Origin of the sequence: Streptomyces griseosporeus (genome assembly GCF_014656055.1) — a bacterium.
In the GTDB taxonomy this organism is placed as follows: Bacteria; Actinomycetota; Actinomycetes; order Streptomycetales; family Streptomycetaceae; genus Streptomyces; species Streptomyces griseosporeus.
Genome location: NZ_BNBR01000001.1, coordinates 1,558,398 through 1,583,661 on the forward strand (window position 1 = coordinate 1,558,398; position 25,264 = coordinate 1,583,661).

General features: G+C 74.0%; 21 protein-coding genes. 9 read left to right on the plus strand and 12 right to left on the minus strand.

The window, feature by feature from the left end; genetic code table 11:
• Position 1: 1 nt before the first annotated feature.
• Genes IE308_RS06865 through IE308_RS06880 form a run of 4 tightly spaced genes read left to right on the plus strand, consistent with a single transcriptional unit; the run spans position 2 to position 4,438 of the window.
• Entirely contained in the window at positions 2-1,540 is a 1,539-nt protein-coding gene (locus IE308_RS06865; protein WP_190216997.1) for a hypothetical protein, read from the plus strand.
• A gap of 16 nt (positions 1,541-1,556) precedes the next feature.
• Entirely contained in the window at positions 1,557-2,318 is a 762-nt protein-coding gene (locus IE308_RS37195) for an NUDIX hydrolase (RefSeq protein WP_268256465.1), read from the plus strand.
• 51 nt (positions 2,319-2,369) lie between these two features.
• A complete protein-coding gene (locus tag IE308_RS06875; RefSeq protein WP_110632515.1) occupies positions 2,370-3,632 on the plus strand; it encodes a VWA domain-containing protein in 1,263 nt (420 codons plus the stop codon).
• Positions 3,632-4,438: a hypothetical protein gene (locus IE308_RS06880; protein ID WP_190216998.1), complete on the plus strand. Its 807-nt coding sequence runs from the start codon at positions 3,632-3,634 to the stop codon at positions 4,436-4,438. The genes IE308_RS06875 and IE308_RS06880 overlap by 1 nt, the downstream gene beginning before the upstream one ends.
• 90 nt (positions 4,439-4,528) lie before the next feature.
• Here IE308_RS06880 and IE308_RS06885 read toward each other — a convergent pair whose 3' ends face one another.
• Entirely contained in the window at positions 4,529-5,158 is a 630-nt protein-coding gene (locus IE308_RS06885) for a winged helix-turn-helix transcriptional regulator (RefSeq protein WP_190216999.1), read from the minus strand.
• Between the two features lie 87 nt (positions 5,159-5,245).
• Between IE308_RS06885 and IE308_RS06890 the strand changes: the two genes are divergently transcribed.
• Positions 5,246-6,454: a pyridoxal phosphate-dependent aminotransferase gene (locus IE308_RS06890; protein WP_190217000.1), complete on the plus strand. Its 1,209-nt coding sequence runs from the start codon at positions 5,246-5,248 to the stop codon at positions 6,452-6,454.
• Here the strand turns inward: IE308_RS06890 and IE308_RS06895 are convergent.
• Genes IE308_RS06895 through IE308_RS06905 form a run of 3 tightly spaced genes read right to left on the minus strand, consistent with a single transcriptional unit; the run spans position 6,435 to position 13,881 of the window.
• Positions 6,435-7,109: a 4'-phosphopantetheinyl transferase superfamily protein gene (locus IE308_RS06895; RefSeq protein WP_190217001.1), complete on the minus strand. Its 675-nt coding sequence runs from the start codon at positions 7,107-7,109 to the stop codon at positions 6,435-6,437. The two genes, IE308_RS06890 and IE308_RS06895, sit on opposite strands and share 20 nt — an antisense overlap.
• Entirely contained in the window at positions 7,106-11,665 is a 4,560-nt protein-coding gene (locus tag IE308_RS06900) for a type I polyketide synthase (RefSeq protein WP_190217002.1), read from the minus strand. The genes IE308_RS06895 and IE308_RS06900 overlap by 4 nt, the downstream gene beginning before the upstream one ends.
• An 11-nt stretch (positions 11,666-11,676) precedes the next feature.
• Positions 11,677-13,881 carry an MMPL family transporter gene (locus tag IE308_RS06905; RefSeq protein ID WP_190217003.1) on the minus strand — a complete coding sequence of 735 codons (2,205 nt, stop codon included), beginning with the start codon at positions 13,879-13,881 and terminating at the stop codon, positions 11,677-11,679.
• 210 nt (positions 13,882-14,091) lie between these two features.
• Between IE308_RS06905 and IE308_RS06910 the strand changes: the two genes are divergently transcribed.
• The 3 genes from IE308_RS06910 (at position 14,092) to IE308_RS06920 (ending at position 15,867) form a co-directional block, all read left to right on the plus strand.
• Positions 14,092-14,691: a histidine phosphatase family protein gene (locus IE308_RS06910; protein ID WP_110632497.1), complete on the plus strand. Its 600-nt coding sequence runs from the start codon at positions 14,092-14,094 to the stop codon at positions 14,689-14,691.
• A gap of 62 nt (positions 14,692-14,753) precedes the next feature.
• Positions 14,754-15,386: a hypothetical protein gene (locus tag IE308_RS06915; RefSeq protein WP_190217004.1), complete on the plus strand. Its 633-nt coding sequence runs from the start codon at positions 14,754-14,756 to the stop codon at positions 15,384-15,386.
• Positions 15,387-15,444: 58 nt separating this feature from the next.
• Positions 15,445-15,867: an acyl-CoA thioesterase gene (locus IE308_RS06920; protein WP_110632491.1), complete on the plus strand. Its 423-nt coding sequence runs from the start codon at positions 15,445-15,447 to the stop codon at positions 15,865-15,867.
• On the opposite strand, the gene IE308_RS06925 is transcribed toward IE308_RS06920, so the two are convergent.
• A complete protein-coding gene (locus IE308_RS06925; protein WP_373314449.1) occupies positions 15,864-16,721 on the minus strand; it encodes an NAD(P)H-binding protein in 858 nt (285 codons plus the stop codon). The two genes, IE308_RS06920 and IE308_RS06925, sit on opposite strands and share 4 nt — an antisense overlap.
• Positions 16,722-16,817: 96 nt before the next feature.
• Between IE308_RS06925 and IE308_RS06930 the strand changes: the two genes are divergently transcribed.
• Positions 16,818-17,615 (plus strand): helix-turn-helix domain-containing protein, encoded by a 798-nt coding sequence (locus IE308_RS06930; RefSeq protein ID WP_229908722.1) that lies wholly within the window; start codon positions 16,818-16,820, stop codon positions 17,613-17,615.
• A 4-nt stretch (positions 17,616-17,619) separates the two neighbouring features.
• On the opposite strand, the gene IE308_RS06935 is transcribed toward IE308_RS06930, so the two are convergent.
• The 7 genes from IE308_RS06935 to uraD all read right to left on the minus strand — a co-directional run bounded on the left by IE308_RS06935 (position 17,620) and on the right by uraD (position 25,132).
• Positions 17,620-18,570: an endonuclease/exonuclease/phosphatase family protein gene (locus IE308_RS06935; RefSeq protein WP_190217005.1), complete on the minus strand. Its 951-nt coding sequence runs from the start codon at positions 18,568-18,570 to the stop codon at positions 17,620-17,622.
• 143 nt (positions 18,571-18,713) lie between these two features.
• Positions 18,714-20,081 carry a nucleobase:cation symporter-2 family protein gene (locus IE308_RS06940; protein WP_190217006.1) on the minus strand — a complete coding sequence of 456 codons (1,368 nt, stop codon included), beginning with the start codon at positions 20,079-20,081 and terminating at the stop codon, positions 18,714-18,716.
• Between the two features lie 249 nt (positions 20,082-20,330).
• The gene (locus IE308_RS06945; RefSeq protein WP_190217007.1) at positions 20,331-21,716 is read right to left on the minus strand and encodes an 8-oxoguanine deaminase; all 1,386 of its coding nucleotides are present in this window, start codon (positions 21,714-21,716) and stop codon (positions 20,331-20,333) included.
• Between the two features lie 75 nt (positions 21,717-21,791).
• Positions 21,792-23,204 (minus strand): nucleobase:cation symporter-2 family protein, encoded by a 1,413-nt coding sequence (locus IE308_RS06950; RefSeq protein ID WP_190217008.1) that lies wholly within the window; start codon positions 23,202-23,204, stop codon positions 21,792-21,794.
• Between the two features lie 64 nt (positions 23,205-23,268).
• Positions 23,269-24,204, minus strand: a complete 936-nt coding sequence (pucL, locus tag IE308_RS06955) for a factor-independent urate hydroxylase (RefSeq protein ID WP_110632474.1) — start codon at positions 24,202-24,204, stop codon at positions 23,269-23,271.
• An 8-nt stretch (positions 24,205-24,212) separates the two neighbouring features.
• A complete protein-coding gene (gene uraH / locus IE308_RS06960) occupies positions 24,213-24,614 on the minus strand; it encodes a hydroxyisourate hydrolase (RefSeq protein WP_190217009.1) in 402 nt (133 codons plus the stop codon).
• Between the two features lie 8 nt (positions 24,615-24,622).
• On the minus strand, positions 24,623-25,132 hold the full coding sequence (uraD, locus tag IE308_RS06965) for a 2-oxo-4-hydroxy-4-carboxy-5-ureidoimidazoline decarboxylase (protein WP_190217010.1): 510 nt from the start codon (positions 25,130-25,132) through the stop codon (positions 24,623-24,625).
• Between the last annotated feature and the right edge of the window lie 132 nt (positions 25,133-25,264).

A 25,264-nucleotide genomic window follows, 5' to 3' on the forward strand; every position in this document is an offset into this window, starting at 1 on the left:
GATGACTGACGTCGACAGCAGTGACGGCCTGATGACGCCGATCCGCCCGGAACAGCTGGACCCGGGCGCGGTGATCGCGCAGTCGCTGGACAACCAGTGGGTGCCCGCCCCGCTCGCCAGGAAGATGATCGAACGCGGCGAGTCGCTGGACGACGTGGCCCGGCAGCGGCTGACGGACGTGCGGGCGGAGTACTTCCGCAGCCTGATCAACGCCAGCCAGGTGGTGGTCAACCGGGCCTACTTCTACAACAACGACGCGATCACCGTGGACCTCATGGAGGAGGGGGAGGCGCGGCAGGCCCACCGCAGGCTGCTCGCGTCGGGGGCGATCGTGCCGTTCCTGCTGACCGAGCGGCATCCCGCGGAGGAGCCGCCGGCCCATCTGCATGTGCGGCAGGCGGGGTTCACCGCCTGGCAGGAGACGCTGGCGGGGCTGCCGGCCGGCGACCGGGTGCGCTGTGTGCGGATGTCCTGGGACGACCCGGACGACGACCGGGAGAACCGCGAGCGCTCTCGGACCCGGCTGTTCCAGCCGTTCGCGGAGAAGGTGCAGGGGCTGACCGCCAAGGACATCGACATCCTGGCCGCCCAGGTGGGCGTCGCCCCCCGGGACGCCGACCGGTTCGGGCAGCGGCTCGGCGAGGTGGTCGCGTTCAGCAACAGCCTGAGCGTGAACCGGCGGCAGGTGGTGCGCAACACCCTCTACGAGGAGTTCGTGTCCGTCCCCGGCAGCAACGTCGCGGAGGGCCGCTACGACGCGGGCAAGCCGTTCGCCGGGGAGATCAAGCAGCTGCTGGACCTGATCTACAGCGTCAACCTGGCCGACGCGCTGGGCCGTTACCCGCTCACCCCGGTCGGCAGTCTGCGCCGCGTGGTGCTGCAGGAGGCGCGCGAGGCCCGGGCCACGCCGGGGATCGTGCAGGATCCGGAGCAGTTGCTGACGTTCCTGCGCCGTCAGACCTTCGCCGCCGTGCAGGACCATCTGACGCCCGCGGCCGTCAACGGGCTGGCGCTGCAGGACATCTGGCGGCTGCGGCAGACCGCCGCGTGGAACGCGTACGTGCGGGCGTTCGGGGCGCTGACCGCGTCCCCGGAGGCGTTCCGGGACTCCGTGGGGGAGGTCTTCGACTGCTATGTGCGGCTCAACTCGGAGATCCTGAAGCTGGCCCGGGAGCGCCGGCAGGCCCGGCCCAATCCGTGGCGTCCGGTGGTGGAGGTCGTCGTCACCGTGGGGGCGGCGGTGTTCACCGCCGTCAGCGGGGACGACTTCTGGGAGGTGGCGGGCGCCGCGCTGCCGCTGGCGGTGTCCGGTTCGCTGAGCGGTTCGGTGCAGCTGGTGCTGCGCAACCGGATCCACGGACGCCAGGAACAGAGGTTCGCGCGGGAGATCGCGAGCGTACGGCTGGCGAGTGCCCGAGAATGGGAGCAGTTCCACGACCTGGTGCGGCGGCTGCCCGGCTACCGCGAGAGCGCGGGCCCCGGACCGACCGGCCGGGCCGCGACGACCACCCAGGACAACGAGGACCTGCCCGAGTACTGACGTCCTGGCTGGAGAGATGCGTGCACCGTCCTGGAAGCGCCCGATGAACCGGTACGAGGCCCTGCGCCGGGCCGTCCCCGAATGGTTCCGCGACGATCCCGGCGGCGTCCGCATCCTGAAGGACCCCGCGCTGGTGCAGCGGGCGCGGCGGGAGGTGACGCGCAGGCAGCAGGGTCCGGTGCGGGGCCTGCCGGGGGCGTTGCGGGCGCGGCTGCGGGCGGTGGTGCGCCCGGTGCGGGCCGGTGTGGTCTCCGCCAACCGCTATCTGTGGTACCTGCGGGATCCGGTGCGGTTCCCGGACGGGCGGCTCGGGCTGTACGACCGGCTGCTGCCGCCGCCGGGCTCCTCCCCTGGTGTGGTGGTCCTGCCGCTGCTCGGGCCGGAGGGCAAGGTGGTGCTGATCGAGCATCACCGGCACGCCACCCGCGGCCGGCACTGGGAGGTCGTACGCGGCTTCGGGGCGCCGGGGGCCACGGGCGAGGAGAACGCGGTGCGGGAGCTGCGGGAGGAGATCGGCGTCACGCCCACGGAGGTGACGGCCCTCGGCGCCGTCCATCCCGACACGGGCCTGCTCGCGCACAGAGTGGAGCTGTACGCCGCCCGCGTCGACGGCGTCGGCGCCCTGGAGACCGGTGAGGCGATCGCGCGGGCGCTCGTCGTGACGCCGGCCGAGGCGGAGGCCATGGTCGCGGACGGCCGGATCACCGACGGGTTCACCCTGGCCGCGCTCTACCGGGCGCGTCTGTCCGGGCTGTTGGGCGGCGGTCCGGGCGGCTGACGTCCACCGGCCGTTTTGAAGCGGAGCCGGTCCGATCAATAAGATCCGCCGATGATCAGAAGACAACGGCTGGCGGCCGGGCTCGGTGCCCTGCTCGCCGCGCTCGCGGCCGGGCTCGCGTTCCCGGCCGGGGCGGTCGCCGACGAGACCACCGCCATGGCCCCGAAGGTCGATCTCGTGATCGACGTCAGCGGCTCGATGCGGGCGAAGGACATCGACGGCCAGTCGCGGATGGCCGCGGCGAAGCAGGCCTTCAACGAGGTGCTGGACGCGACGCCGGAGGAGGTGCAGCTCGGCATCCGCACGCTCGGCGCCAACTACCCCGGCGACGACCGCAAGACCGGCTGCAAGGACACCGCGCAGCTGTACCCGGTGGGTCCGCTGAACCGCACCGAGGCGAAGACGGCGGTGGCCACGCTCACCCCGACCGGCTGGACGCCGATCGGCCCGGCGCTGCTGAAGGCGGCCGACGACCTTCAGGGCGGCGAGGGCTCCAAGCGCATCGTCCTGATCAGCGACGGCGAGGACACCTGCGCGCCGCTCGACCCGTGCGAGGTGGCCCGGGAGATCGCGGCCAAGGGCATCGGCCTGACCATCGACACGCTGGGCCTGGTGCCCAACGCGAAGATGCGCGCGCAGCTCAGCTGCATCGCCGAGGCGACCGGCGGCACGTACACCTCCGTCGAGCACACCGACGAACTCACCGACCGCGTGAACCAGTTGGTGGACCGGGCGGCCGATCCGGTGGTGGTGCCGGTGGCGACCGAGGGCGCGGCGGAGTGCGCGAAGGCGCCGACGCTGAAGTCGGGCCTGTACACGGACCGAGAGGAGTTCGGGCAGGAGCGCTGGTACCGGGTGGACGTGAAGCCCGGGCAGGAGCTGCGGGCCGCGGTGAGCGTCGCCGCGGACCGGGCGGTCAGCCCGGACTACGGGGTGCTGCTGCGGGCGGTGACCGTGCACGACCGGGAGATCGTGCGCGGTGAGGCCGCGGGCACCGGCCGTACGGACGTGATCTCGACCGGCCTGCGCTACCCGAAGGCGGACAGCGACGACGAGAACGCGCCCGCGGAGACCGTCTGCCTCCAGGTCACGCACTCCTTCGCGGCGGCGGCCGGCGTGAAGGCCACGCCGGGTCTGCCGCTGGAGCTGACCGTCGACGTGGTGGACGGTCCGTCCGACGCGAGCGACGTGGCTTCCTTCGGGCTGGGCCGCGGCTGGTGGCTGCTGGGTGCGCTGATCGTGGCCGGCTTCCTGGCCGGTCTGGTGTGGGGCTGGCTGTCGCGCTGGCGTGTCGCGGTGTGGAGGACGAACTGATGCGTATCACCCGTGTGTTGAGCGTGGCGCTGTTCGCCCTCGGCCTGGCCGCGGGCCCGGCGGCGGCCGACTCCTCCCCCTCCGCGAGCCCGTCCGGGGACGGCGGCGCGCCGACCGAGGCGGGCACGTCGTTCCGTACGGCGACGGAGATCGAGCAGGGCCAGACGGCGACCGCGAGCGGTTCGGCCGGTGACTACCTGTACTGGTCGTTCCCGGCGGACACCGGCCAGCGGCCCACCGTGAAGGCGACGGTGAAGCTGCCGGAGGACCACTCGGGCAGCGAGAAGTGGCAGGTCGACGTGTACGACGGGCTGCGCCGCCGGCAGGCCTGCCAGTACGGCGCGCAGACCCGGACCGCGGCGCGGGGCGCGTCCTCCGTGGAGCTGTCCTGCACGCTGCGTACCGTGCGGTCCTGGTCGGAGCCGTGGGCCGACGACCCGCTGCCGGGGACGTACTACATACGGCTGACCGTGGTGGGCCTCGCCCAGTCCGATCTCGGCCTGCCGGTCGGCGCCGAGGTGCGGGTCGACTCCAAGGACATCGGCGGCTCGGCCGCGGTGGACGGCTCGCTGGCGAAGCCGCTGGTGCCGGGCATCGCGGTGACCTCCGCGGGCGAGGACGACGACAAGCCGGGTTCGGCGGTCCTGTCGGCCATCGACCCGGACGACGGCTGGTCCTCCGGCTGGTGGACCGACCGCTGGGTGTGGACCGGGATCGGCGGCGTGCTGGCCGCGCTCGCGGGCATCGGCGGGTACGCGCTGACGCGCGGCTCGGGCAGGCCCTCCCGGGTGCCGCCGGGCGCCTGACGATACGTCAGCACCCAGGTGCAGGCAGGCCCGTCCCGCGGCGTGCGGGGCGGGCCTTCGCCTTGCGCCCTACGTACGGCCGTACGTGGGTCACAGGTCCCGCAGTTCCTTGGCGAGCGCCCCCTCGCCGGACACCTCCACGCGGCCCCCGCGCACCGCGTCGGCGAGGTCCAGCTCGCCGCGGGCGAGGGCGAATCCGGTGCCCGAGTCCATCACCAGGCGGGCGTCGGGCTCCCCGGGGGCGGGCCCCTCGCCGTAGACCGGGGTGTCCTCGGCACCGACGTACAGGTGGAAGTCACCTTCCTCCAGCCGGACTTCGACCAGTCCAGCCCGGCCGTCCAGTGCCCGCAGCAGCGGCAGCGCGAACCAGTGGGCGCGCACCGCGTCGGTGGGCCGCGGCTCGCCCAGCTCGGCCTGCCCCCACACCCCGAGGGCCTGCAGGACCGGCAGCAACGCACGTCCGCGCGGGGTGAGTTCGTAGACGTAGGCGGCGCCGGGCGGGGGCAGCCGGCGCCGGGTGGCGAGGCCGTCGCGTTCCATGTCCTTCAGCCGGGAGGCCAGTACGTCCGTGCTGACGCCCGGCAGGTCCGCGTGCAGGTCGGTGTAGCGGCGCGGCCCCGCGAGCAACTCCCGGACGATCAGCAGGGTCCAGCGGTCGCCGACGACGTCGAGGGCGCGGGCGGCGGAACAGAACTGGTCGTAGCTTCGGCGCGGTGACATGCGACGCAGTCTAGACATGTTGTTGGACTTTCCAAGCTCCAACTTGGTAAAACCAAGCAACACCCGACAGCGGAGGGGAAGCGGCGCATGGAGTTCCGGCAGTCCAACAAGCTCAGCGAGGTCTGTTACGAGATCCGCGGCCCGGTGATCGAGCACGCCAACGCGCTGGAGGAGGCGGGCCACAGCGTGCTGCGCCTCAACACCGGCAACCCCGCGGCCTTCGGCTTCGAGGCGCCCGAGGAGATCCTCCAGGACATGATCCGGATGCTGCCGCAGGCGCACGGCTACACCGACTCGCGCGGTGTCCTCTCCGCCCGCCGCGCGGTCGCCCAGCGCTACCAGACGCTCGGCCTGGAGGTCGGCGTGGACGACGTCTTCCTCGGCAACGGCGTCTCCGAACTCGTCTCGATGGCCGTGCAGGCGCTGGTGGAGGACGGCGACGAGATCCTGATCCCGGCCCCGGACTTCCCCCTGTGGACGGCCGTGACGACCCTCGCCGGCGGCAAGGCGGTCCACTACCTGTGCGACGAGCAGGCGGACTGGAACCCGGACCTCGCCGACATGGCCTCGAAGATCACCGACCGGACCAAGGCGGTCGTGATCATCAACCCGAACAACCCGACCGGCGCGGTCTACCCGAAGGAGGTCGTCGAGGGCATCCTCGACCTGGCCCGCCGGCACGGCCTGATGGTGTTCGCCGACGAGATCTACGACCAGATCCTCTACGACGACGCCGTGCACCACTCGGCCGCCGCGCTCGCCCCCGACCTGGTCGTCCTCACCTTCTGCGGCCTGTCCAAGACCTACCGGGTGGCGGGCTTCCGCTCCGGCTGGCTGGTGGTGACCGGTCCGAAGCAGCACGCCAAGGACTACCTGGAGGGCCTGACCATGCTGGCCTCCATGCGCCTGTGCGCCAACGCGCCCGCCCAGTACGCCATCCAGGCCGCGCTCGGCGGACGCCAGTCCATCAGCGAGCTGACCCGGCCGGGCGGCCGGCTGTACGAGCAGCGCAACACGGCCTGGGAGAAGCTGAACGAGATCCCGGGCGTGAGCTGCGTGAAGCCGAAGGGCGCGCTGTACGCCTTCCCCCGGCTCGATCCCAAGGTGCACCGGATCCACGACGACGAGAAGTTCGTCCTGGACCTGCTGCTGCGGGAGAAGATCCAGGTGGTGCAGGGCACCGGCTTCAACTGGCCGACCCCCGACCACTTCCGCATCCTCACCCTGCCGTACGCCGACGACCTGGAGGCGGCGATCGGGCGGATCGGCCGGTTCCTCAGCGGGTACCGGCAGTAGGCGGCGCGAGGACGAGCGCCACGGCGGCCGTGCCCGTGGCGCGGACCAGGGCGCGCCGGCCGCCGTCGAGGAGGGGCGGGGCCAGGCCGAGGATGCGGACGCGGCGCGGGGCCTCGCCGGACAGCCCCCGGCGGTCGGCCTTCACAGCGGCCTCCTTCAACGCCCAGGCGGCGGCGAGGCGTTCGGGGTCCGTCCCGGCGATCCGGCGCTCCTCCGGGTGCAGGACGTGGTCGGCCGCCCGCAGCACGGCGGGCGCGCAGGACGTCTCGCACACGTCCACGCCCACCGGGCCCGGCGCGGTCGCCGCGGCGACGTGCACGGCCGTGTGGCTCAGGGAGATCCGCAGGCCGGGGACGGAGAGCCGGGGGCTGCCGTCGGCGCGGGGCAGGATCTCCACGTCGCCGGCCCGCTCCCCCGTCACCCGGGCCACCAGCTCCTTGGCGAGGACGCGGGCCGCCGCCCACTCCGCCCGCCGCCGGGCGGGCAGCCCGTCCAGGACGTGCCGCTCGGCCGGGGTGAGCAGCGGGGACCGGGCTGCGGACCGGTCGAGATCCGCACGCCGGGCCACCACCAGGGCGGCACCGCCCCAGCGGTGCACCCGGCCCGGCGCGAGCGACGGGAACACGGCCCCGGTGTACGTGGCTCCGCCCCTCACGCAGCGGGCTCCAGGTCCGTGTCGGCGAGGGCCCGCAGCTCCCGCCGCAGTGCCGCGACCGTGGATCGGATCTGCTCCGGGGTGTGCGTGGCGGTCACGAAGAACCGCAGCCGCGCCAGCTCCTCGGGGACCGCCGGGTGCAGGATGGGGTTGACGCTGACGCCCTGCCGGAACATCCCCTCGGCGAGCCGCAGCGTCCGCGCCGAGTCCCCGACGATGCACGGCACGATCGGCGTGCCGTCGCTGTCCCCGGTGTCGACGCCGGCCTCCTGGGCGAGGCGCAGGAACAGCGCCGCGTTCTCCCGCAGCCGTACCAGCCGCTGCGGCTCCTCCCGCAGCACCCGCAGCGAGGCCAGCGCGGCGGCCGCGTCGGCGGGGGTCATGCCCGCGCTGTAGACGAAGCCGGGCGCGGTGTAGCGCAGGTAGTCGACGACGGCGTGGCTCGCGGCCGCGTAACCGCCGCAGCCCGCCAGCGCCTTGGACAGCGTGCCCATCCACAGGTCGACGTCGGCCCGGTCGACGCCGCAGTGTTCGCCGACCCCGCCCCCGCTCTCCCCCAGCACGCCGATGCTGTGCGCCTCGTCGACCATCAGCAGCGCGCCGTGCCGCCGCTTGACGGCGACGAGTGCGGGCAGGTCGGCGATGTCGCCGTCCATGCTGTACACGCCCTCGGCGACGACCAGCACCCTGCGGTACTGGTGGCGGACGCGGGCCAGGAGGGTGTCCAGGGCGGCGGCGTCGTTGTGCGGGAAGGGGCGCCGGGTCGCGCCGGAGAGGCGGCAGCCCTGGAGGATGCTGTCGTGGGCGAGCGCGTCGTGCACGATCAGGTCCCCGGGGCCGACGAGGTGTCCGATCACGGTGACGTTGGTGGCGTGTCCGCTGGTCAGGGTGAGCGCGTCCTCGGTGCCGAGGGTGCGGGCGAGTTCCCGCTCCAGCTCCAGGTGGAGCGGCCGGCTCCCGGACAGCAGCCGGCTGGCGGAGGCGGAGGTGCCGTACCGCTCGACGGCCTCCTGGGCGGCGGTCCGCACCCGCGGGTGCGTGGCCAGGCCGAGGTAGTTGAAGCCGGAGAAGGAGACCAGCTCCCGGCCGTCGACGACCGTCCGGTCCGTCAGCCCGCTGTCGTGGACCATCAGGTACGGGTTGGGCAGGCGGAGTTCGTCGAGGAGGGCCTTGCGCTCGCGGTGCGCGGCGACCTCCGGGAAGGACTCGATGCGCCCGTGCTCCGGAGCGGGCGGCGCGGGTGCCTCCCGGTCGTCGGCGTCGCTGCCGGTGCCGGTGTCGGTGTAGGTGTCGATTGCCGCCTCCGCCGGGAGCAGCGCGGTGACCCCGGCGACGGTCGGGCGGGCGCACCGCTCGTCGATGGTGAGCGACGGCCACCGGCGCTTGAGCGAGGTGAACAGGTCGGTCAGCATCAGCGAGTCGAAGCCGAGGTCGTCGACGAGGCTCTGGTCGCCGCGCAGATGGTCCACCGGGAAGGCGCTGACGCGGGCTATCTCCTCGCGTACGACGCGTGCGGCACCGCCGCCCGGATCGCCGACCGTCGCGGACGGGGGCGGGGGCGGGTGCGGTACCGCGTGGTCGACGGCGGTGGCGGGGGGCCGTACGGCGTCGGTGGCGGTCTCGGCAACGGCCGCGTCGGTGCCGGTGCGGGCGCCGGGGAGGGTCTCGCTGAGGCGCCGCAGGACGGTCACCTGCTGCTGAAGGAGGTCGAGCAGTTCCTGCATGGGGGTCTCCTGAGGGGCGGGGGCGGGCACGGGCAGGGGTGCGGGGAGGGCCGGGGCGTCCGGGCCCGGGCGGCGGATCCAGTAGGGGCGGGCGTCGAGGCGGGCGGGCGGCAGGTCGAGGACGCGGCGGTCGGACTCCGCGACCGGGGCGCGCGGGTCGGCCGGTACGCCGAGGACGGCCAGCCGGGCCAGGGCGCGGGGCAGGGCACGGGTGTCGTCCGGTGCCGTGCCGTCGAGGGCGACGACGTGGACGCCGTCGTACCCGGCGAGGTTGCGGCGGACGGAGGTCAGCAGCGAGCCGCCGCCGGTCACCTGGAGGAAGATCCGCGCCCCGGCCTCGTGGGCGGCGCGGACGGCGTCGCCGAAGCGGACCGGCGCGGACGCGTGCCGGGCCCACAGCGCGCGCAGCTCCTCCGGGTCGGAGCACGGCGTGCCGCTCACGGCCGACACGAACGGCAGCCGGGGCGCGGTGAGGGGCCGCCCGGCGAGGTCGGCGCGCATCGCCTCGTCGGCCGGGGCCAGCCGGGGCGAGTGGAAGGCGTTCGACACCTGCAGCGGCAGGGTCGCGACGCCCGCCTCGGCACACACCCGGCGCAGCGCGTCCAGGCCCTCGCGGCTGCCGCTGACCACGATCTGGCGGGGCTGGTTGAAGCAGGCCGGCCACACCTCGTCGAGGCCGTCCAGCAGCCGCCGGCAGGTCTCCTCGTCGGTCTGCACGGCGAGCATCCCGCCGCGCGGCCCGGCCTCGGCGGACCTGAGCACCGCGCCCCGCCGGGCGAGCAGCCGTACGGTCTCCTCCGCGTCGAGGAACCCGGCCGTCGCCGCGGCGGCGAACTCGCCGACGCTGTGCCCGAGGAGGAGGTCGGGCCGTACCCCGCAGCGGGCCAGCACGCGGGTGGCGGCGATCTGCAGGGTGCCGAGCACGGGCTGGCACACCTCGGTCGGGGTGAGCCGCTCCGGGTCCTGGGCGCCGTACACCAGGTCGGTGACGTCCAGGCCGGCCGCGGCGCCCAGCACCTCCAGGGTGCGCCGGAAGTCGGGGAAGCGTTCGTGCAGGTCCCGCAGCATGCCGGGCTTCTGGCTGCCCTGGCCGGGGTGGACGAGGGCGAGGCGGCGGGCGTGCGGCGGCAGGGGCGCGTCGGCGGCCCAGGCGTCGTCGCCGAGGTCGCCGCGGACGCCGTCGGCGAGCTGGCGGCGGGCCCGGCGCAGCCGGTCGGTGAAGGCGGCCGGGTCGGCGGCCACGACGGCGAGCCTGCTGGGCAGCGGCGCGCGGCCGCCGAGGGTGTGGGCGAGCGCCGCCATCGACGGGGCGGGCGTGCGCTCCAGCGTGCCGAGCAGGTCGTCGATGTGCTCGCGCAGCAGGGCCGGGCTGCCCGCGGTGACGAGGGCGAGCTGGGGCCGGGCGGCGGGCCGGGTGCGGGCGGGCGGGCGCGGGCGGTGCGGCGTCGGGGCGGGGGCCTCTTCGAGGACGACGTGCACGTTGGTCCCGCCGAAGCCGAAGGAGCTGACGGCGGCGCGGCGCGGGGTGTCGCCGTCCGGCCAGGGCCGGGCGGTGCCGGCGAGGCGCAGCGCGGCGGCGTCCAGGCCGAGTTCCGGGTGCGGGACGGTGCGCGGCTGCGGCACGACCGTGCGGTGGTGCACGACCAGCGCGGTCTTGATCAGGCCGGCGATGCCCGCGGCGGACAGCCCGTGCCCGATCAGGGCCTTGGCCGAGGACAGCCAGCAGGGGGCGACGTCCTTGCCGCGCAGCCGCCGGAGCGCCTCTATCTCGACGCGGTCGCCGACGGTGGTGCCGGTGCCGTGGGCCTCCAGGAAGCCGACGGCGCCGGGCGGCAGGCCCGCGTCGGTGTAGGCGCGGCGCATGGCCCGCAGCTGGCCCTCCGGGGTGGGGCTGAGCGGGCCGCTGCTCGCGCCGTCGTTGGCGGCGCCGGTGCCCTTGACGACGGCGTAGATCCGGTCGCCGGCGGCGAGCGCGTCGGCCAGCGGGCGCAGGACGACGGCTCCGGCGCCCTCGCCGAGGACGAAGCCGTCGGCCCGCTCGTCGAACGGGCGGCACACGCCGTCGGCGGAGAGCGCGCCCAGCCGGGAGAAGCCGACGAGGCTGTCCGGGGTGAGGCTGACGTACACACCGCCGACGACGGCCGCGGCGCAGGAACCGCTGCGCAGCTGGTGGACGGCCTGGTCGAGGGCGATGAGCGAGCCGGAGCAGGCGGCGTCGACGGCGAAGCTCGGCCCGCCGAGGTCGAAGTGGCGGCTGATCGCGGCGGGGGCCATGTTGAGCAGGCTGCCGGGCAGGGTGAAGGCGCTGAGCGCGCCGGTCCGCCGGCCGACGTGCGCGCGCAGGGCCTGCGTGAGGGCCGTGTCGGTCCCCTGGCCGCCGTCGTGGTCGAGCAGGCCGAGGGCGCGGATCCGGGCGGTCATCAGCTCCTTGTAGTCGGACACGGACAGGGCGACGAAGACGCCGGTGTTCTCCCGGTCGAAGCCGCCCCGGCCGAGGCCCGCGTCGTCGAGCGCCTCGCGGGCGACGTCGAGCATCAGCCGGTGCTGCGGGTCCATCGCCTCCACGCGCCGGGGCGGCAGCCCGTAGTGCAGGGCGGCGAAGCGGTCGACGCCGTCGAGGAAGGCGACCTGGTCGGTGTAGGCGGCGTCGGCGGCGGCCCGGTCGCCGGGGGCGTGGAAGGCGCGGTGGTCCCAGCGTTCCCCGGGGACGGAGGTGAACTGCCGCTCGGCGCCGAGGAGGAGCCGCCAGTAGGCGTGGTGGTCGGGGGCGCCGGGGAAGCGGCAGCCGATGCCGGTGACGGCGATGTCGCGGGCGAGGTCGGTGGAGTGCATGGCGTGTCGTCTCAATCGTGGGAGGGGCAGGGGACGGGCGGGGGCGGAGGACAGGGTGGGGGCGGTGGTGGTGGAGGCGGGGGCGGCAGGGCCGTGGGCGCGGGGGTCCCGGCGGCGGACGGCCGCTGCGCGCCGCGCCCGCCGAGCCGCAGCGCCGGCACGAGCAGGCCCCGCACGAGGGCCAGGTCGAGCAGGACGCCGAGGCCGGCGCCGATCCCGAAGAGCTGGACGGGGGCGACTCGGGAGGTGCCGAGGCCCAGCAGGCCGGCGGCGAGGAGCAGGCCGGCGGAGGTGACGAGGCCGCCCGTGCGGGCGACGCCGGTGACGCTCGCGTCGGCGGCGGGCTGTCCCGCGTCCCGCGCGTCCTGGACCCGGGCGAGGGCGCAGACCGTGTGGTGCACGGAGAGCCCGAACAGGACGCAGAACAGCAGGACCGGCAGGGCGGGGTCGAGCGGTCCGGACGCGTCGGGGAGCAGGCCGAGCGCCCGGCCGTCCTGGACGGCCCACACCAGGGTGCCGAGGGCCGCGGCCACGCTCAGGGCGCCGAGCACGATCGCCCTGAGCGCCGCGAGGACGCTGCCGGAGAAGAGGAACAGCAGGACGAAGGTGGTCCCGGCGATCAGCACGCCCGCGACCGGCAGCCTCTGCGTGAGGGCGTCCCGGGCATCCGCCAGGGCGGCGCCGGGTCCGGTGACGTGGAGGTCGGTGCCCTCCGGGGTGGGGACCCGGCGGATGTCGCGGACCAGTCGCTGCGTGGCGTCGGAGCGCGGGTCGGCGGACGGGACGACGGTGAGGATCGCGGGCGCCCCGGGCTCGGCCGGGCCGGGCGGCGCCACGCGGGTGCCGTCACGCCACACCCCGGACGGGCCGTCGACCTCGGCGACGTCCGGCAGCACGGACAGCTGGGGCGCGTAGTCGAGGGCGGTCTCGGGTGTGCGGCTGGTGGTGAAGACGGTGAGGGCGTCGACGGGCCTGCCGTCGAAGCCGTCGCGGACCAGGTCGCCCACCTGCCGGGCGGCCGCGGCCGGGGGCAACGCCCGGTCGCCGGAGGGCGCGAAGGCGGCGTGCGCGACCGGCGCGGCGAGCAGCGCCAGCAGGCCCAGCGCGGGGAGCGCCGCGAGCAGAGGGCGCCGTACGGCCTCGCGGGCCAGGCTCTCCCACCGCCGGGAGGCGGACCCGGCGCGGGCAGCCCGCCGCCCCGGCACCGGCCCGGCGTTCACCCGCCGGCCGAGCAGGGTCAGCAGCGCGGGCAGCAGCGTCACCGCGGCCACCGCGGCCGGTACGACCGCGGCGACGCCCGCGCAGGCGAGGGAGCGCAGCGCGTACGGCGGGAGGACGAGCAGTCCGGCGAGGGCCGCGCACAGGGTGGCGGCGCTGAACACGACGGTGCGTCCCGCCGTGGCCACGGTCCGCCGGGCGGCCTCGCGCGGTGCGTGTCCGGCGGTGAGGTGTTCGCGGAAGCGGGCGACGACGAGCAGCCCGTAGGCGATGCCGAGGCCCATGCCGAGGACGGTGGTGAGGTGCGGCGCGTACACGGACACGCCGGTGACAGCGCCGAGCAGGTGGAGGGCGAGCAGGCCGGTGGCGGTCGCGAGGACGCCGGCCAGCAGGGGCAGGGCCGCGGCGGCCAGGCTGCCGAGGACCCATACGAGCAGCGCGACGGTGACCGGCAGGGCGACGGCCTCGGCGCGCCGCAGGTCGGCGGCGGCCAGCCGGCGGGTCTCGGCGTCGGCGAGGGCCGGGCCGCCCACGCGGACGTCCAGCCCGTCCCGCGGGTCCGTGGTCAGGGCGGCGCGGATCCGCTCGGCGTACCGGCCGCGTGCCTCGGCGTCGCCGTCCAGGTGGGCGAGCAGCAGGGCCGTACGGCCGTCCCGGCCGCGCAGGGAGGGCGTGCCGTCGGTCCAGTAGGAGGAGACGTCGCCGACGTGCCGCTGCGCGGCGAGCCGGCGGGTCAGCCCGGTGCCGGCGCGGCGCGCGGCCGGGTCGTCGACGCCGTGCGGGGTCCGTACGACGACGACCAGGTCGGTCGGGGCGCCCCGGTGGGCGGCGGTGATCTCCGCCGGCACCGCGGAGTCGGCGCCCGGATCGTCGTACCCGTGGGTCCGCAGCGCGGCGGCGCCCGGTCCGCACACCACGGTCAGGACGAGGAAGCCCAGCGCGGCGAGCAGGACGAAGCGGGGGTGGCGGGTGACGAGGGCGGCGGGCCGGCGGTGCACGGGGGCCTCCTTCCGGGGCGGTCGTTGCCGCTCGTGCCGGGAGCACGGCGGGTGGACTGCCACCGTCGCCCGTCGGCGGGGGTGCGCCCCAGACACGGCTGTTCGTTACTTGCCGCCGCAGGGCCCCTCTGCTACGGACGGCCCACCCGGCCCTGCGGACCCGGAGGACGTTGTGAAAGCGTGCAGGCAGAGAGTCGGGAGGGTGCAGGCGTGGGTGATCTGTTTCTGGTGCGGCACGGCGAGACCGAGTGGTCCCGGTCCGGGCGGCACACCGGGTCGACAGACGTGCCGCTGACCGAGCGCGGGCGCGAGGAGGCGCGGCGGCTGGTGCCGCTGATCCGCTCGCACCGGATCGGGGCCGCGTTCGTGAGCCCCTTGCAGCGGGCGCGGGAGACGGCCGAGCTGATCGGGCTGCACGACGTGCGGATCGACGAGGATCTGCGGGAGTGGGACTACGGCGGCTACGAGGGCGTCACCACCGTCGACATCCAGCGGGAGCGGCCGGACTGGTTCCTCTTCCGCGACGGGGTGGCGCCGGGCCCGCCGGAGCATCCCGGGGAGAGCCCGGAGCAGGTCGGCGCCCGGGCCGACCGGATGCTGGCGAAGGTGGACGCGGCGCTCGCCAACACCGAGGGCTGTGTGGTGCTCGTCGCCCACGGGCACTTCCTGCGGGTGCTCACCGCGCGGCGGCTGGGGCTGCCGGCGGGCGGCGGGGCGCTGTTCCAACTGGCGACGGGGACGCTGTGCCGGCTGGGCACCGAGCACGGGCGGCCGGTGATCGCCGCCTGGAATGTCAGACCCCCGGCGTAACCTGCGCAGCAGGGGGCCGGGACCGCGCGGGGCGGTGGGCCGGGGCCGGGAAGGAGCGTGCTGTGACCCGTCAGCCGACCGCCGCGCAGCGGCGGGTGATCGAGGCCGCCGATCCCGTCACGGGGCGGCTGCGGGGTACGGAGGCGCAGCTCGCGGCGCTGGTGAAGCGGGGGCTGGCGTTCCGGCATCCGCGCCCGCCGCACGACCACTTCCTGACGCCTGCCGGGCACCGGATACGGGAGGCGGAGCCGGAGCCCCCCGCGCCGGAACCCCGGTCCGCCGACGGGGTGTTCGCGGCGCGCGTCGGCGGCGAGGAGGACTCCCCGCAGGCCGGGGCGGGTGGCGCGGCGCGGCTGCGGGAGGTGCGCAGTGCCTGGCAGGGGCTGCTGGAGCTGCGCCGGATGACGAACCCGGGCGGGGGCACGGACCGGCCGTGCGGCTGGGAGCGCGCGCATCTGGTGCGGGCCGCGGCGCTCGCCCTGGAGGCGGCAGGGCATCCGCCGGCCGGCCCACGGGGCGCCGGGTACCGGGTGCGGGCGACGCCGCAGCCCGAGGCGGTCGCGGTGTACGACGAGGACACCGCGGCCCTGGCCGGTCTGGCGGCGACGCTGGAGCGGGCCGGCTGGCAGGCCGGGGAGTACACCGAGCCCCGCACCCGGGTCCGCTATGTGCTGGCCTCGCCGCGGCGGGCGTGAGAAGCGTGCCAAGATCGGCGGTCAGGGCACACGAGTGCGAGGCGACAAGGGGAGATTCGTGAGCGAGCCGTTTTCCGTCCGGGTCACCGTGCGCGGCTACGAGACCGACACACAGGGCCATCTGAACCAGAGCGTGTACCTCAACTACGCGGAGCACGCCCGCTGGTCGCTGCTCCAGGCCGCCGGCATCACCCAGGCCGGGCTGATCGCGACCGGGGTGGGGCCGGTGGCGCTGGAGACCACGATCCGCTATCTGCGGGAGCTGCTCGCCGGTGACGAGGTCGATGTGACGTGCGCCTTCGAGTGGGGCGGCGGCAAGACGTTCCGCATCCGGCAGGAGATCCGCAAGACGGACGGCACGCTCGCCGCGCAGGTCACGGGCGTCGGCGGGCTGCTGGACCTGAAGGAGCGCCGTCTGGTCGCGGACCCGGCGGAGCGCTTCAAGCAACTGGCCGCCGACCCCGCCCTGTTCGACCTCTAGAGTGCCGCGGCGAAGGCCTCGCGGTGGTCCTCGGCCCACTCCCGGAAGGTGCGGGCGGGCCGGCCGAGGACCTCGCGGACGTCGCCGGTGACGACGTCGTTGCCGCCGCCGCGGACGTAGGCCATGCCCGTCAGCATGGCCTCGGCCTGCTCCTCGCCGAAGCCCCAGGCGGTGCGCAGGAAGTCACGGGTCTGCTCGGGTGAGAGGTCCCGCGTGGTCACCGGGCGGCCGAGGACCGCGGCGAGGACCGCGGCCTGCTCCGGCACGCCGATCGTCTCCGGCCCGGTCAGGGTGTACGTCCGTCCCGCGTGCCGCCCGTCGAGCAGCGCCCGCACGGCGACCTCGGCGATGTCCCGCGGGTCGATCACACCGGAGGGCGCGTCACCGGTGAAGTTCGGCACCGGATCGCCCTGCCCGATCGCCTGCGCCCAGGTGAGGCTGTTGGAGGCGAACGTCGACGGCCTCAGGACCGTCCACGCGATGCCGCTCTCCCGGACCGCCCGCTCGCCGGGCACGTGCCACTGCCCCGAGGGGCCGAGCGCGGGCTCCCCCGTCGCGATCGCCGACAGCTTCACCAGCCGCTCCGCGCCCGCCTCCCGCGCCGCCGCGACCAGTGCCGCGTCCTCCCCCTCGTCGGGGCCGGGGGGACGCACCAGGAACACGGCCGTCACCCCGGTCGTCGCCGCGCGCAGGGAGGCGGGGTCGCCGTAGTCGCCGCGTACGACCTCCACTCCGGGGGCCGCGGGGACCTTCCCGGGGTCCCGCGTCAGGGCGCGTACCTTCTCGCCGCGCGCCGCGAGCTGCCGTACGACTTCACTGCCTGTGGTGCCCGTGGCACCCGTCACCAGAATCATGCGGTCCAGGCTGCCCGCGGCCGGGCGCCGGGATCTTGGAGATTCCGGCACGGCCGGACGACCGGGAGGGGCGGGCGGGCCGCCTACAGTGAACGGGTGACGCTTGCCGCCGTGGACCAGTTCCTGACCGTGCCCGAGCCGCTGGCCTCCTGGGTGTCGGGCGCCCGCCGGGTGTCCCTGCCCGACGCCTCCGAGGACGCGCTGGTGCATCTGCCGGACGCGGCGGCCCGGCTCGTGGTGCGGGTGGGGCCGCGCGGGGAGCGGGACGTGCTGGCCGTCGGCCCCCGGGTGCGTGCCGCGTACTACCGGGGCAGGTCCGGGGTCTCGTGTGTGGAGCTGCGGCTCGCGCCGGGCACGGTCCGCCCGCTGCTCGGCGTACCGGCCGCCGAGCTGGTCGGGCGGGCGGTGCGGCTGGAGTCGCTGCCGACGCGGGCGGCCCACCGGCTGGCACGGGAACTGCGCTGGACCGGCCCGGAGGAGACCGTGGCCCGGGCGGCCGAGGTGCTGCCGGAGCTGATGGCCGAGGCGGCGGATCCGTCGCGTACGGCGCTGCTGCGGGCCGGGGTCGAGGCGCTGTCCGTGCGGGCGGGGCGGACGCCCGGCCAGGTGGGAAACGTGGCGCGGGAACTGGCGGTCAGCGAGCGGCAGTTGCGCAACCTGTTCACCGAGGGCGTCGGCGTCTCCCCCAAGCACTACGCCCGGATCGACCGGGTCCGCGCGGTCGTCGACCGGGCCCCCACCGCGCCCTGGGCCGAACTGGCCGCCGCCACCGGCTACTACGACCAGTCCCATATGACGACCGACTTCCGCGCCCTGATGGGCGTGCCGCCCCGCTCGTACTTCACGGGGCGGCTGCCGGCCGACTCGCCCTGCCGGCTGACCGCGCGGGCCTGAAGCCCTACGGGGTGGTGACGGTGAGGGTGGCGTCGACGATGCGGTGGTTGGAGCAGGGGATGTACAGGCCGCTGCGGTTGGTGCAGCGGTCGGTGGCGATGGGGTGGGCGTCCTCGTCGTAGGAGACCAGCCGGGAGGCCGCCGCCCACACGAGGTCCACCTTGGCGCGCTGGTCGCACCGGCCCAGCAGGGAGCCCTCGGTGGTCGCCTCGCCCCAGCCCGGGCACAGGCCGTCCTGGTCGTCCAGCTCGTGGAACTGGCCGGTGTTGCCGCCGTTGTCGGCGGTCGCCACGGCCGGCGTGTACCAGCTGTCGAGCAGGGTGTCGTGGGGCTGGGTGTTGAAGTCACCGGCGGTGACGACCGTGCCGCCGGCCGCCGTCCACTGCTGGAGCTGGGTGCGCACCGCGTCGAGCTGGGCCGGCTTGACGGCCGTCTTGAAGGTGATGTGCGTGGTGCAGAAACGCAGGCCGCCGGGCTGGGAGGCGATGGACACGCACAGCAGCTTGCGGGCCTTGTCGCCGTCGGAGGGCAGGGTGATGCGGTCGGTGCCGCTGGGGGCGAACCGGCTGAACACGGCGACGCCGTACGGGTCGGAGTCGCCCGTGGCGTCGTCCTTGCAGAGGTCGGCGTCGACGTCCGGCATGGGTTCGAACCGGGCGAAGTTGGTGGAGCTCTGCGGCCAGCCCCGCTCCTGGAGGCCCTTGAGGATGGCCCGGTACTGGTCGGGGCAGACCTCGTTGAGGGAGATGAAGTCGGGGTCGCGGTAGTCGACCGAGCCCAGGATGGCGTCGACCAGGCCGTTGGTGGTGGAGTTGTAGTTGGACTCGTCGCCCGCGACGTTCCAGTGCCACACCTTGTAGGTGGCGGTTCCGGCGGCCGAACCGGCGGGCGCCGCCCACACCGTCAGGCCCAGCACGGCGGCGAGCGCCAGGACGAGGACGCGAAGTCTTCGCACGTTCCCCCCAGTTGTCTGTGATGTCGTTCCGGCGGGTCGCCGGAGGTGATGACGAGGGAAGATCATCACACGGATCGCGCCGCGCGGCGGAACGGCCGCGGGGCGCGGTGAGCGTCCTCACAGCGCCCCGCCCCGCGTGGTTGTCAGTGCACGGCGGCGATCTCCTCCCCCGCCTCCATCGGGTGGGTCACGTCGTGGGCCTCGCGGCCCTTGCCGATGTGGTTGAAGACGAGGTTGAGCAGGACGGCCATCACACAGCCGGTGGAGATGCCGGAGTCCAGGACGATCTTCGCGGTCTCCGGGAAGGCGTGGTAGAAGTCCGGCTCGGTGATGGGGATGATGCCGACCGCCAGGGAGACGGCGACGATGAGGACGTTGTTGTCCCGGTCGAGGCCGGCCCGCACCAGGGTCTGGATGCCGCTCGCGGCGACCGAGCCGAACAGCACGACGCCCGCGCCGCCGAGGACCGGCCGGGGTACGACCGCGATCAGCGAGGCCGCCACCGGACACAGGCCCATCAGCACCAGGAAGGCGCCGCCGGTGGCGACGACGAACCGGCTGCGGATCCTCGTCATGGCGACCAGCCCGATGTTCTGTGCGAAGGCGCTGCACATGAACCCGTTGAACAGGGGGCTGAGCGCGGAGCCGAGGGTGTCGGCGCGCAGCCCCGCGGCGATGGTCCTCTCGTCGGCGGGGCGCTCCACGATCTCGCCGAGGGCGAGCATGTCGGCGGTCGACTCGGTCATCGAGACGACCATCACCACGCACAGCGAGAGGATCGCGGCGAGCTGGAACTGGGGCGCGCCGAAGTGGAACGGGGTGGGGAAGCCGACGATGTCCGCGTCTCCGACGGGGCTGAAGTCGGTGACGCCGAACGGTATCGCGATGAGCGTGCCGGCGATCAGGCCCAGCAGGACGGCGATCTGCTTGACGAAGCCGCGGGTGAAGCGGCGCAGCAGCAGGACCACGAGCAGGGTGATGCCGGCGAGGGTGAGGTTGGTCGCCGAGCCGTAGTCGTGGGCGGCGGGGTTCGGGCCCTGCGCCCAGCCGAAGGCGACGGGCAGCAGCGAGACACCGATCAGGGTGATGACGGTGCCGGTGACGACGGGCGGGAAGAAGCGGATCGCCTTGCTGAAGAAGGGCGCGGCGAGGAAGCCGAGGAGTCCGGCGACGATGACCGCGCCGAAGATGATCGGCAGGGCGTCGGACTTGTCGTCGGTGGAGGCGACGATCGCGGTCATGGGGGCGACACCGGCGAAGGTGACGCCGTTGACGAAGGGCAGCCTGGCGCCGATCTTCCAGATGCCGAGGGTCTGCAGGAAGGTCGCGAGGCCCGCGGTGAACAGGCAGGCGCCGGTGAGGAAGGTGAGTTCGGTGCCGGTGAGGCCGATGGCCGCGCCGACGATCAGGGGTGGGGCGACGACTCCCGCGTACATGGCGGCCACATGCTGAAGGCCGGTGGTGGCCATCTTCAGCGCGGGGAGTTTCTCGTCTACGGGATGGGCGGCCACGGCGGCTCCTCCGGACGGGTAACACGTCTTTGTCGACGTGGGTTTCAGGGAGGTGGTGCGGTTGTGGTCGTGCGGGACCGTGACGGGGGTGGCGCGGCGGGGGGGTTGTTGGTGCTGAGCGGTGCTGAGCGGTGACCGTTCCGGGGCGCGGGCGTGTGCGCGCGCCCCGGAGACGGCTGCCGTGGATCCCGCTCGGATCCACGGTCCCGGCCGGGAGCCGTCCCTCTCGGCCGGGAGTCCTGGGGGTGATCAGGCCTGTGCGGCGATCCGGGCCAGGCGCTGGGCCTCTTGGCGGGTGGAGCGGGCGACGGCGTCCTCGTCGACGGTGAGCAGGCGGCCGTTCTCGACGATCTGCCGACCGTTGACGAAGGAGGCGGTGACCGGGGCCGCGGCACCGAAGACCAGCGCGGTGACCGGGTCGGCGATGGAGGCGTGGGCGAGGGTGTCCATCTTCCACAGCACGACGTCGGCGAGCTTGCCGGCCTCCAGCGAGCCGATCTGGTCGGCGCGGCCGAGGACCTGCGCACCGCCGTGGGTGCCCAGGCGCAGCGCCTGGCGGGCGTTGAGCGCGGCCTCGCGGTGGGCGCCGAGGCGGTTGATCAGCAGGGCGTTGCGCAGTTCGGTGTGGAGTTCGCCGGACTCGTTGGAGGCGGTGCCGTCCACACCGAGGCCGACGGGGACGCCCGACTTGAGCATGTCGGGGACGCGGGCGATGCCGGCGGCGAGGCGGGCGTTGGAGGACGGGCAGTGCGCGACGCCGGTCCTGGTGCGGGCGAAGGCGGCGATGTCGGAGTCGTTCATGTGGACGCAGTGCGCCATCCACACGTCCTCGCCGAGCCAGCCGGTGGACTCGAAGTAGTCGGTCGGGCCCATGCCGAACAGCTCGTGGCAGAACTTCTCCTCCTCCACGGTCTCCGAGCCGTGGGTGTGCAGCCGTACGCCGAGGCGGCGGGCCAGTTCGGCGCCCTGGCGCAGCAGTTCGGTGGAGACGGAGAACGGCGAGCAGGGCGCGACGGCGACCTGGGTCATGGCGTCGAAGGAGGCGTCGTGGTGCTTGCGGACGGTTTCCTCGGTGGCGGTGAGGGCGCCCTCCAGGGTCTCGACGGCGAAGTCCGGCGGCAGCCCGCCGTCCTTGACGCTGCGGTCCATCGAGCCGCGGGCGAGGGTGAACCGTACGCCCATCTCGGCGGCGGCCCGGATGATTGCGCCGGACAGGTCGCCGGAGCCGTGCGGGAAGACGTAGTGGTGGTCCATGGCGGTGGTGACGCCGCCGCGGGCCATCATGGCGAGGGAGCCCTGAGCCGCCGAGTAGCACATCTGCTCGTCGATGCGCGCCCACGTCGGGTACAGCGCGACCAGCCAGTTGAACAGGTTGTGGTCGGTGGCCAGACCGCGGGTGATCCACTGGTAGAAGTGGTGGTGGGTGTTGACCAGACCGGGCGTGGCCAGATGGCCGCTCGCGTCGATCCGGCGCACCACGTTCTCCAGGCCTTCGGGGGCCTGGCCCGCGCCGACCGACTCGATCCTGTTGCCGGCGAGGACGAGGTACCCCGAGGCGTACTCGGTGTCGCCGGCGTCCACGGTCGCGATCGCGCAGTTCTCGATGACGATGCGCGGGGCTGCCGAAGGTGCCATGGTGCTTCCTTGTCTTTCGGTGGCGGACCCGTGCACACGGGACCAGGAGTGTCCACGGGAGGGCACGGCAGGACCCTAGGAGGATTTGAGTGCCGGGGCGGGGCTGCCGCTCCGGGTGCCGAGATGGTGGAAGAACAGGTTCAGCGATACGGCGACGAGCGCGCCGGCGCTGATGCCGGAGCCGAGCACGGTCTGCGCCCAGGCGGGGAAGCCGGCGTAGAAGGTCGGTGCGGCCAGCGGGATGATGCCGGCGCCGAGCGCGACGGCGACCAGGATGATGTTGGAGCTGTCGTCGAGTCCGGCCTCGGACAGCGTGCGGATGCCGCTGACGGCGATCGAGCCGAACAGGACGATGCCCGCACCGCCGAGGACCGGCATCGGGACGAGGGAGACGACCGCGCCGAGCACCGGGAAGGCGCCTAGGACGAGCAGGGTGCCGCCGGCGACGGCGACGACGTACCGGCTGCGCACCCGGGTGAGGGAGACGACGCCGACGTTCTGGGCGAAGGCGGAGGTGGGGAAGCCGCCGAAGACGGGGCCGATCAGGGTGGCGATGCCGTCGGTGCGCAGGCCGCGGGTGATGGTCCTCGCGTCGGTGCGGCGGTCGCAGATCTCGCCGAGGGCGAGCATGCCGGCGCTCGACTCGGTCATCAGCACCAGCATCACGATGCACAGCGACAGCACGGCCGCGGGCTGGAACTCGGGCGCGCCGAAGGCGAACGGGGCCGGCAGGGCGGCGACGGGCGCGGACTTAAGGCCGCTGAAGTCGGCCATGCCGAACGGGATCGCGGCGACCGTGCCGACGAACAGGCCGCACAGCAGGGCCACTTGCCTGAGGAAGCCGCGGCCGAAGCGCTGGATGAGCAGGATGACGGCGAGGGTGAAGGCGGCGAGCGCGAGGTACTTCATCGCGCCGAAGTCGGCGGCGGTCTTGTCGCCGCCCTGCGCCCAGCTCACCGGCACGGGCATCAGGGTCACGCCGATCAGGGTGATCACCACGCCGGTGACCAGCGGCGGGAAGAAGCGCAGCAGCCGGCCGAAGAACGGTCCGAGGGCGAGGCAGAAGGCGCCGGCGACCATCACCGCGCCGTAGATCGCCGGGAGTTGGTGGCCCTTGCCGTTGGTCTCGGCGATCGCGAGGATCGGCGCGATGCCCGCGGAGGAGGCTGCGTTGACGAAGGGCAGCCGGTTGCCGACGAGGCCCTTGACGCCGATGGTCTGCAGGATGGTCGCGACGCCCGCGATGAGCAGGGACGCGGCGATCAGCCGGGTGCGGGCCGCGACGTCGAGTCCGCAGGCCTGGCCGATGATGAGCGGAGGAGTGACCACGCCCGCGTACATGGCGGCGATGTGCTGGAGCGCGGCGGGGACGAGCCGCGAGGGGTGGAGCTTCTCGTCCACCGGGTGCACGGACGTGACGGCGTCCTCGGTGTGCACCGGCGGGGTGGGACAGGAGCCCTTCGCCGGCTCTGTTGCAGGCTGTGCCATGGTGTTCCCTCCGGTGTGGCGCGCCCCCGGTCCAGGTGGCGGGACCGGGGGCGCGCGTCCCGCGTCAGAGGTTGGTCATGTCGACCGGGATGAGCTGCTCGGCGCCGTCGCGCAGGATGGTGGCCTCGATCAGGCCGTAGGGCCGGTCGGCGGCGTAGTACACGGCGCCGTCCTTGGCCTCGTTGTCGATCCCGAAGGGCGACAGGTCCGAGCGGAAGTGGTGCTTGTTGGGCATGGAGAAGCGGATCTCGTCGACCTCGTCGCGCGAGTTCAGCACCCGTACGCCCATCTCGAACAGGGTCTGCTGGAGCGAGTACGAGTAGGTCTCGGCGAACGCCTGCAGCGCGTGCTTGCGCACCCCGTTGTAGGAGCGGTCCCAGTTCGGGGCGTGGGAGTCGATGCCGTCCCAGTTGTGCCGCCACCAGGTGGAGACGGTGGTGGCGAGGATGCGGTCGTAGTCCTCCTGAAGGGTGGTGTACTTGTCCTTCAGGAAGCCCCAGAACTCGGAGTTCGTCGTGTTCAGGACGGTGAGGTCCTTGAACCCGGAGAGCACCTGGATGCCGTGGCCGTCGTAGGTGATCTGCGCGACGCGGGTCTCCTGGCCCTTGCGGACGAAGGAGTGGGCGATCTCGTCGGCGCCGACGAACCGGGCCCCGGACTGCGAGGTCTCGATCCGCTCCCAGCCGTACTCCTCGATGCGGATGCGGGCCCGGTGGATCGGCTCGTTGTTGTCCACGAAGTGGCGGGCGAGCTTGACGCCGAAGTCCTCGGCGCTGTCGATCCCGTGCTCCTTGGCGAAGGCGAACACCGTGTTCTTGGTGGTGTCGGTGGGCAGGACGTTCGCGTTGGACCCGCTGCGGTGGACCTCCTCCATGTCGCCGGAGAGGGCGACGGAGACGTTCAGGTCCTTGATGTGGTGCGTGTCGCCGTCACGCGTGATCTTTACGACGCGGTTCTCTGCCTTGCCGTACTGGTTCTGTCCCAGGACGAATCGGGTCATGGTGTCGGTCAGCTCCCTCGGTAAACGGAGTAGCCGAACGGGTTGAGCAGCAGCGGAACGTGGTAGTGCTCGCCGGGCACCACCGCGAAGGCGATGGTGACCTCGGGGAAGAACACGGGCCGGCCGTTCTCGCTGTCCCGGAGCGCGGGGGCGTCCTGCTGGGCCGCGGCTTGTTTCTTGGCGAAGTACGTCTCGGTGTCGAAGTCGAGCCGTACGTGGGTGGTCCCCTCCGGCAGGGCCGGGAGGTCCTTGCACCGCCCGTCCGCGTCGGTGGCCGAGCCGCCGAGCGGCTGCCACTCCGCGTCGGACCCGGAGCGGGCCGAGAGGCGGACGGCGACGGCTTCCGCGGGGCGGCCTACGGAGGTGTCCAGGATGTGCGTGGACACCGAGGCGGTGGTGCTGGTGCTCATGGCTGTGGTCAGTCCTCTTCGACGAGTCGTGCCAGTCGGATGCGGTTGATCTTGCCCAGCTCGGTGCGGACGATCTCCCGCTCCTGCTCCGGCGAGTTCCCGATCCGTTCCTTGACCGCGTCGCGCATCTGCTCGCCGGTCCGGCCGGTGGCACAGATGAGGAAGACGTGGCCGAACTTGTCCTGGTAGGCCAGGTTCAGTTCGAGCATCTCCGCCTTGAGCTGGTCGGAGGCGCCGGCCATGCCGCTCTGCTCCCGGGCCGAGGTGGGGTCCCCCGGCTTGGGGCGGCCGATCGGCGGGTGCCCGGCCATGGCCTCCGCGAGGTCCTCGGCGGTCAGCTCGGCCATGGCGGCGTCGCTCGCGGCGTAGAGGTCCTCGGGGGCGGCATAGGGGCGGGCGGCCAGCAGCCGCCGCGCCCATGCCGTGGAGCTGCACGCCTCGTGGAGCGCGGCGCGTGCCGCGTCCTCCTCCAGGGCGTTGAAGCGGGCCAGGCCCGGCGGCGTGGAAGTCGAAGTCACGGGTGCCTCCGTGGCCTTGTGCTGTACGGGCTGCGGATAGCTAACGCCCTCCGAAACACCACGTCAACAGTTTGTTGAAAATTCCGGGTAACAAAAGGCCGCCGCCCGGCGGGTCCGGACGGCGGCTCGGTG

Excerpts from the sequence above, each read along its gene's own strand:
- IE308_RS06865 (WP_190216997.1), top strand. The coding sequence starts at position 2 with ATGACTGACGTCGACAGCAGTGACGGCCTGATGACGCCGATCCGCCCG.
- IE308_RS37195 (WP_268256465.1), top strand. The coding sequence starts at position 1,557 with ATGCGTGCACCGTCCTGGAAGCGCCCGATGAACCGGTACGAGGCCCTG.
- IE308_RS06875 (WP_110632515.1), top strand. The coding sequence starts at position 2,370 with ATGATCAGAAGACAACGGCTGGCGGCCGGGCTCGGTGCCCTGCTCGCC.
- IE308_RS06880 (WP_190216998.1), top strand. The coding sequence starts at position 3,632 with ATGCGTATCACCCGTGTGTTGAGCGTGGCGCTGTTCGCCCTCGGCCTG.
- IE308_RS06885 (WP_190216999.1), bottom strand. The coding sequence starts at position 5,158 with ATGTCACCGCGCCGAAGCTACGACCAGTTCTGTTCCGCCGCCCGCGCC.
- IE308_RS06890 (WP_190217000.1), top strand. The coding sequence starts at position 5,246 with ATGGAGTTCCGGCAGTCCAACAAGCTCAGCGAGGTCTGTTACGAGATC.
- IE308_RS06900 (WP_190217002.1), bottom strand. The coding sequence starts at position 11,665 with ATGCACTCCACCGACCTCGCCCGCGACATCGCCGTCACCGGCATCGGC.
- IE308_RS06925 (WP_373314449.1), bottom strand. The coding sequence starts at position 16,721 with ATGATTCTGGTGACGGGTGCCACGGGCACCACAGGCAGTGAAGTCGTA.
- IE308_RS06945 (WP_190217007.1), bottom strand. The coding sequence starts at position 21,716 with ATGGCACCTTCGGCAGCCCCGCGCATCGTCATCGAGAACTGCGCGATC.
- IE308_RS06950 (WP_190217008.1), bottom strand. The coding sequence starts at position 23,204 with ATGGCACAGCCTGCAACAGAGCCGGCGAAGGGCTCCTGTCCCACCCCG.
- pucL (WP_110632474.1), bottom strand. The coding sequence starts at position 24,204 with ATGACCCGATTCGTCCTGGGACAGAACCAGTACGGCAAGGCAGAGAAC.
- uraH (WP_190217009.1), bottom strand. The coding sequence starts at position 24,614 with ATGAGCACCAGCACCACCGCCTCGGTGTCCACGCACATCCTGGACACC.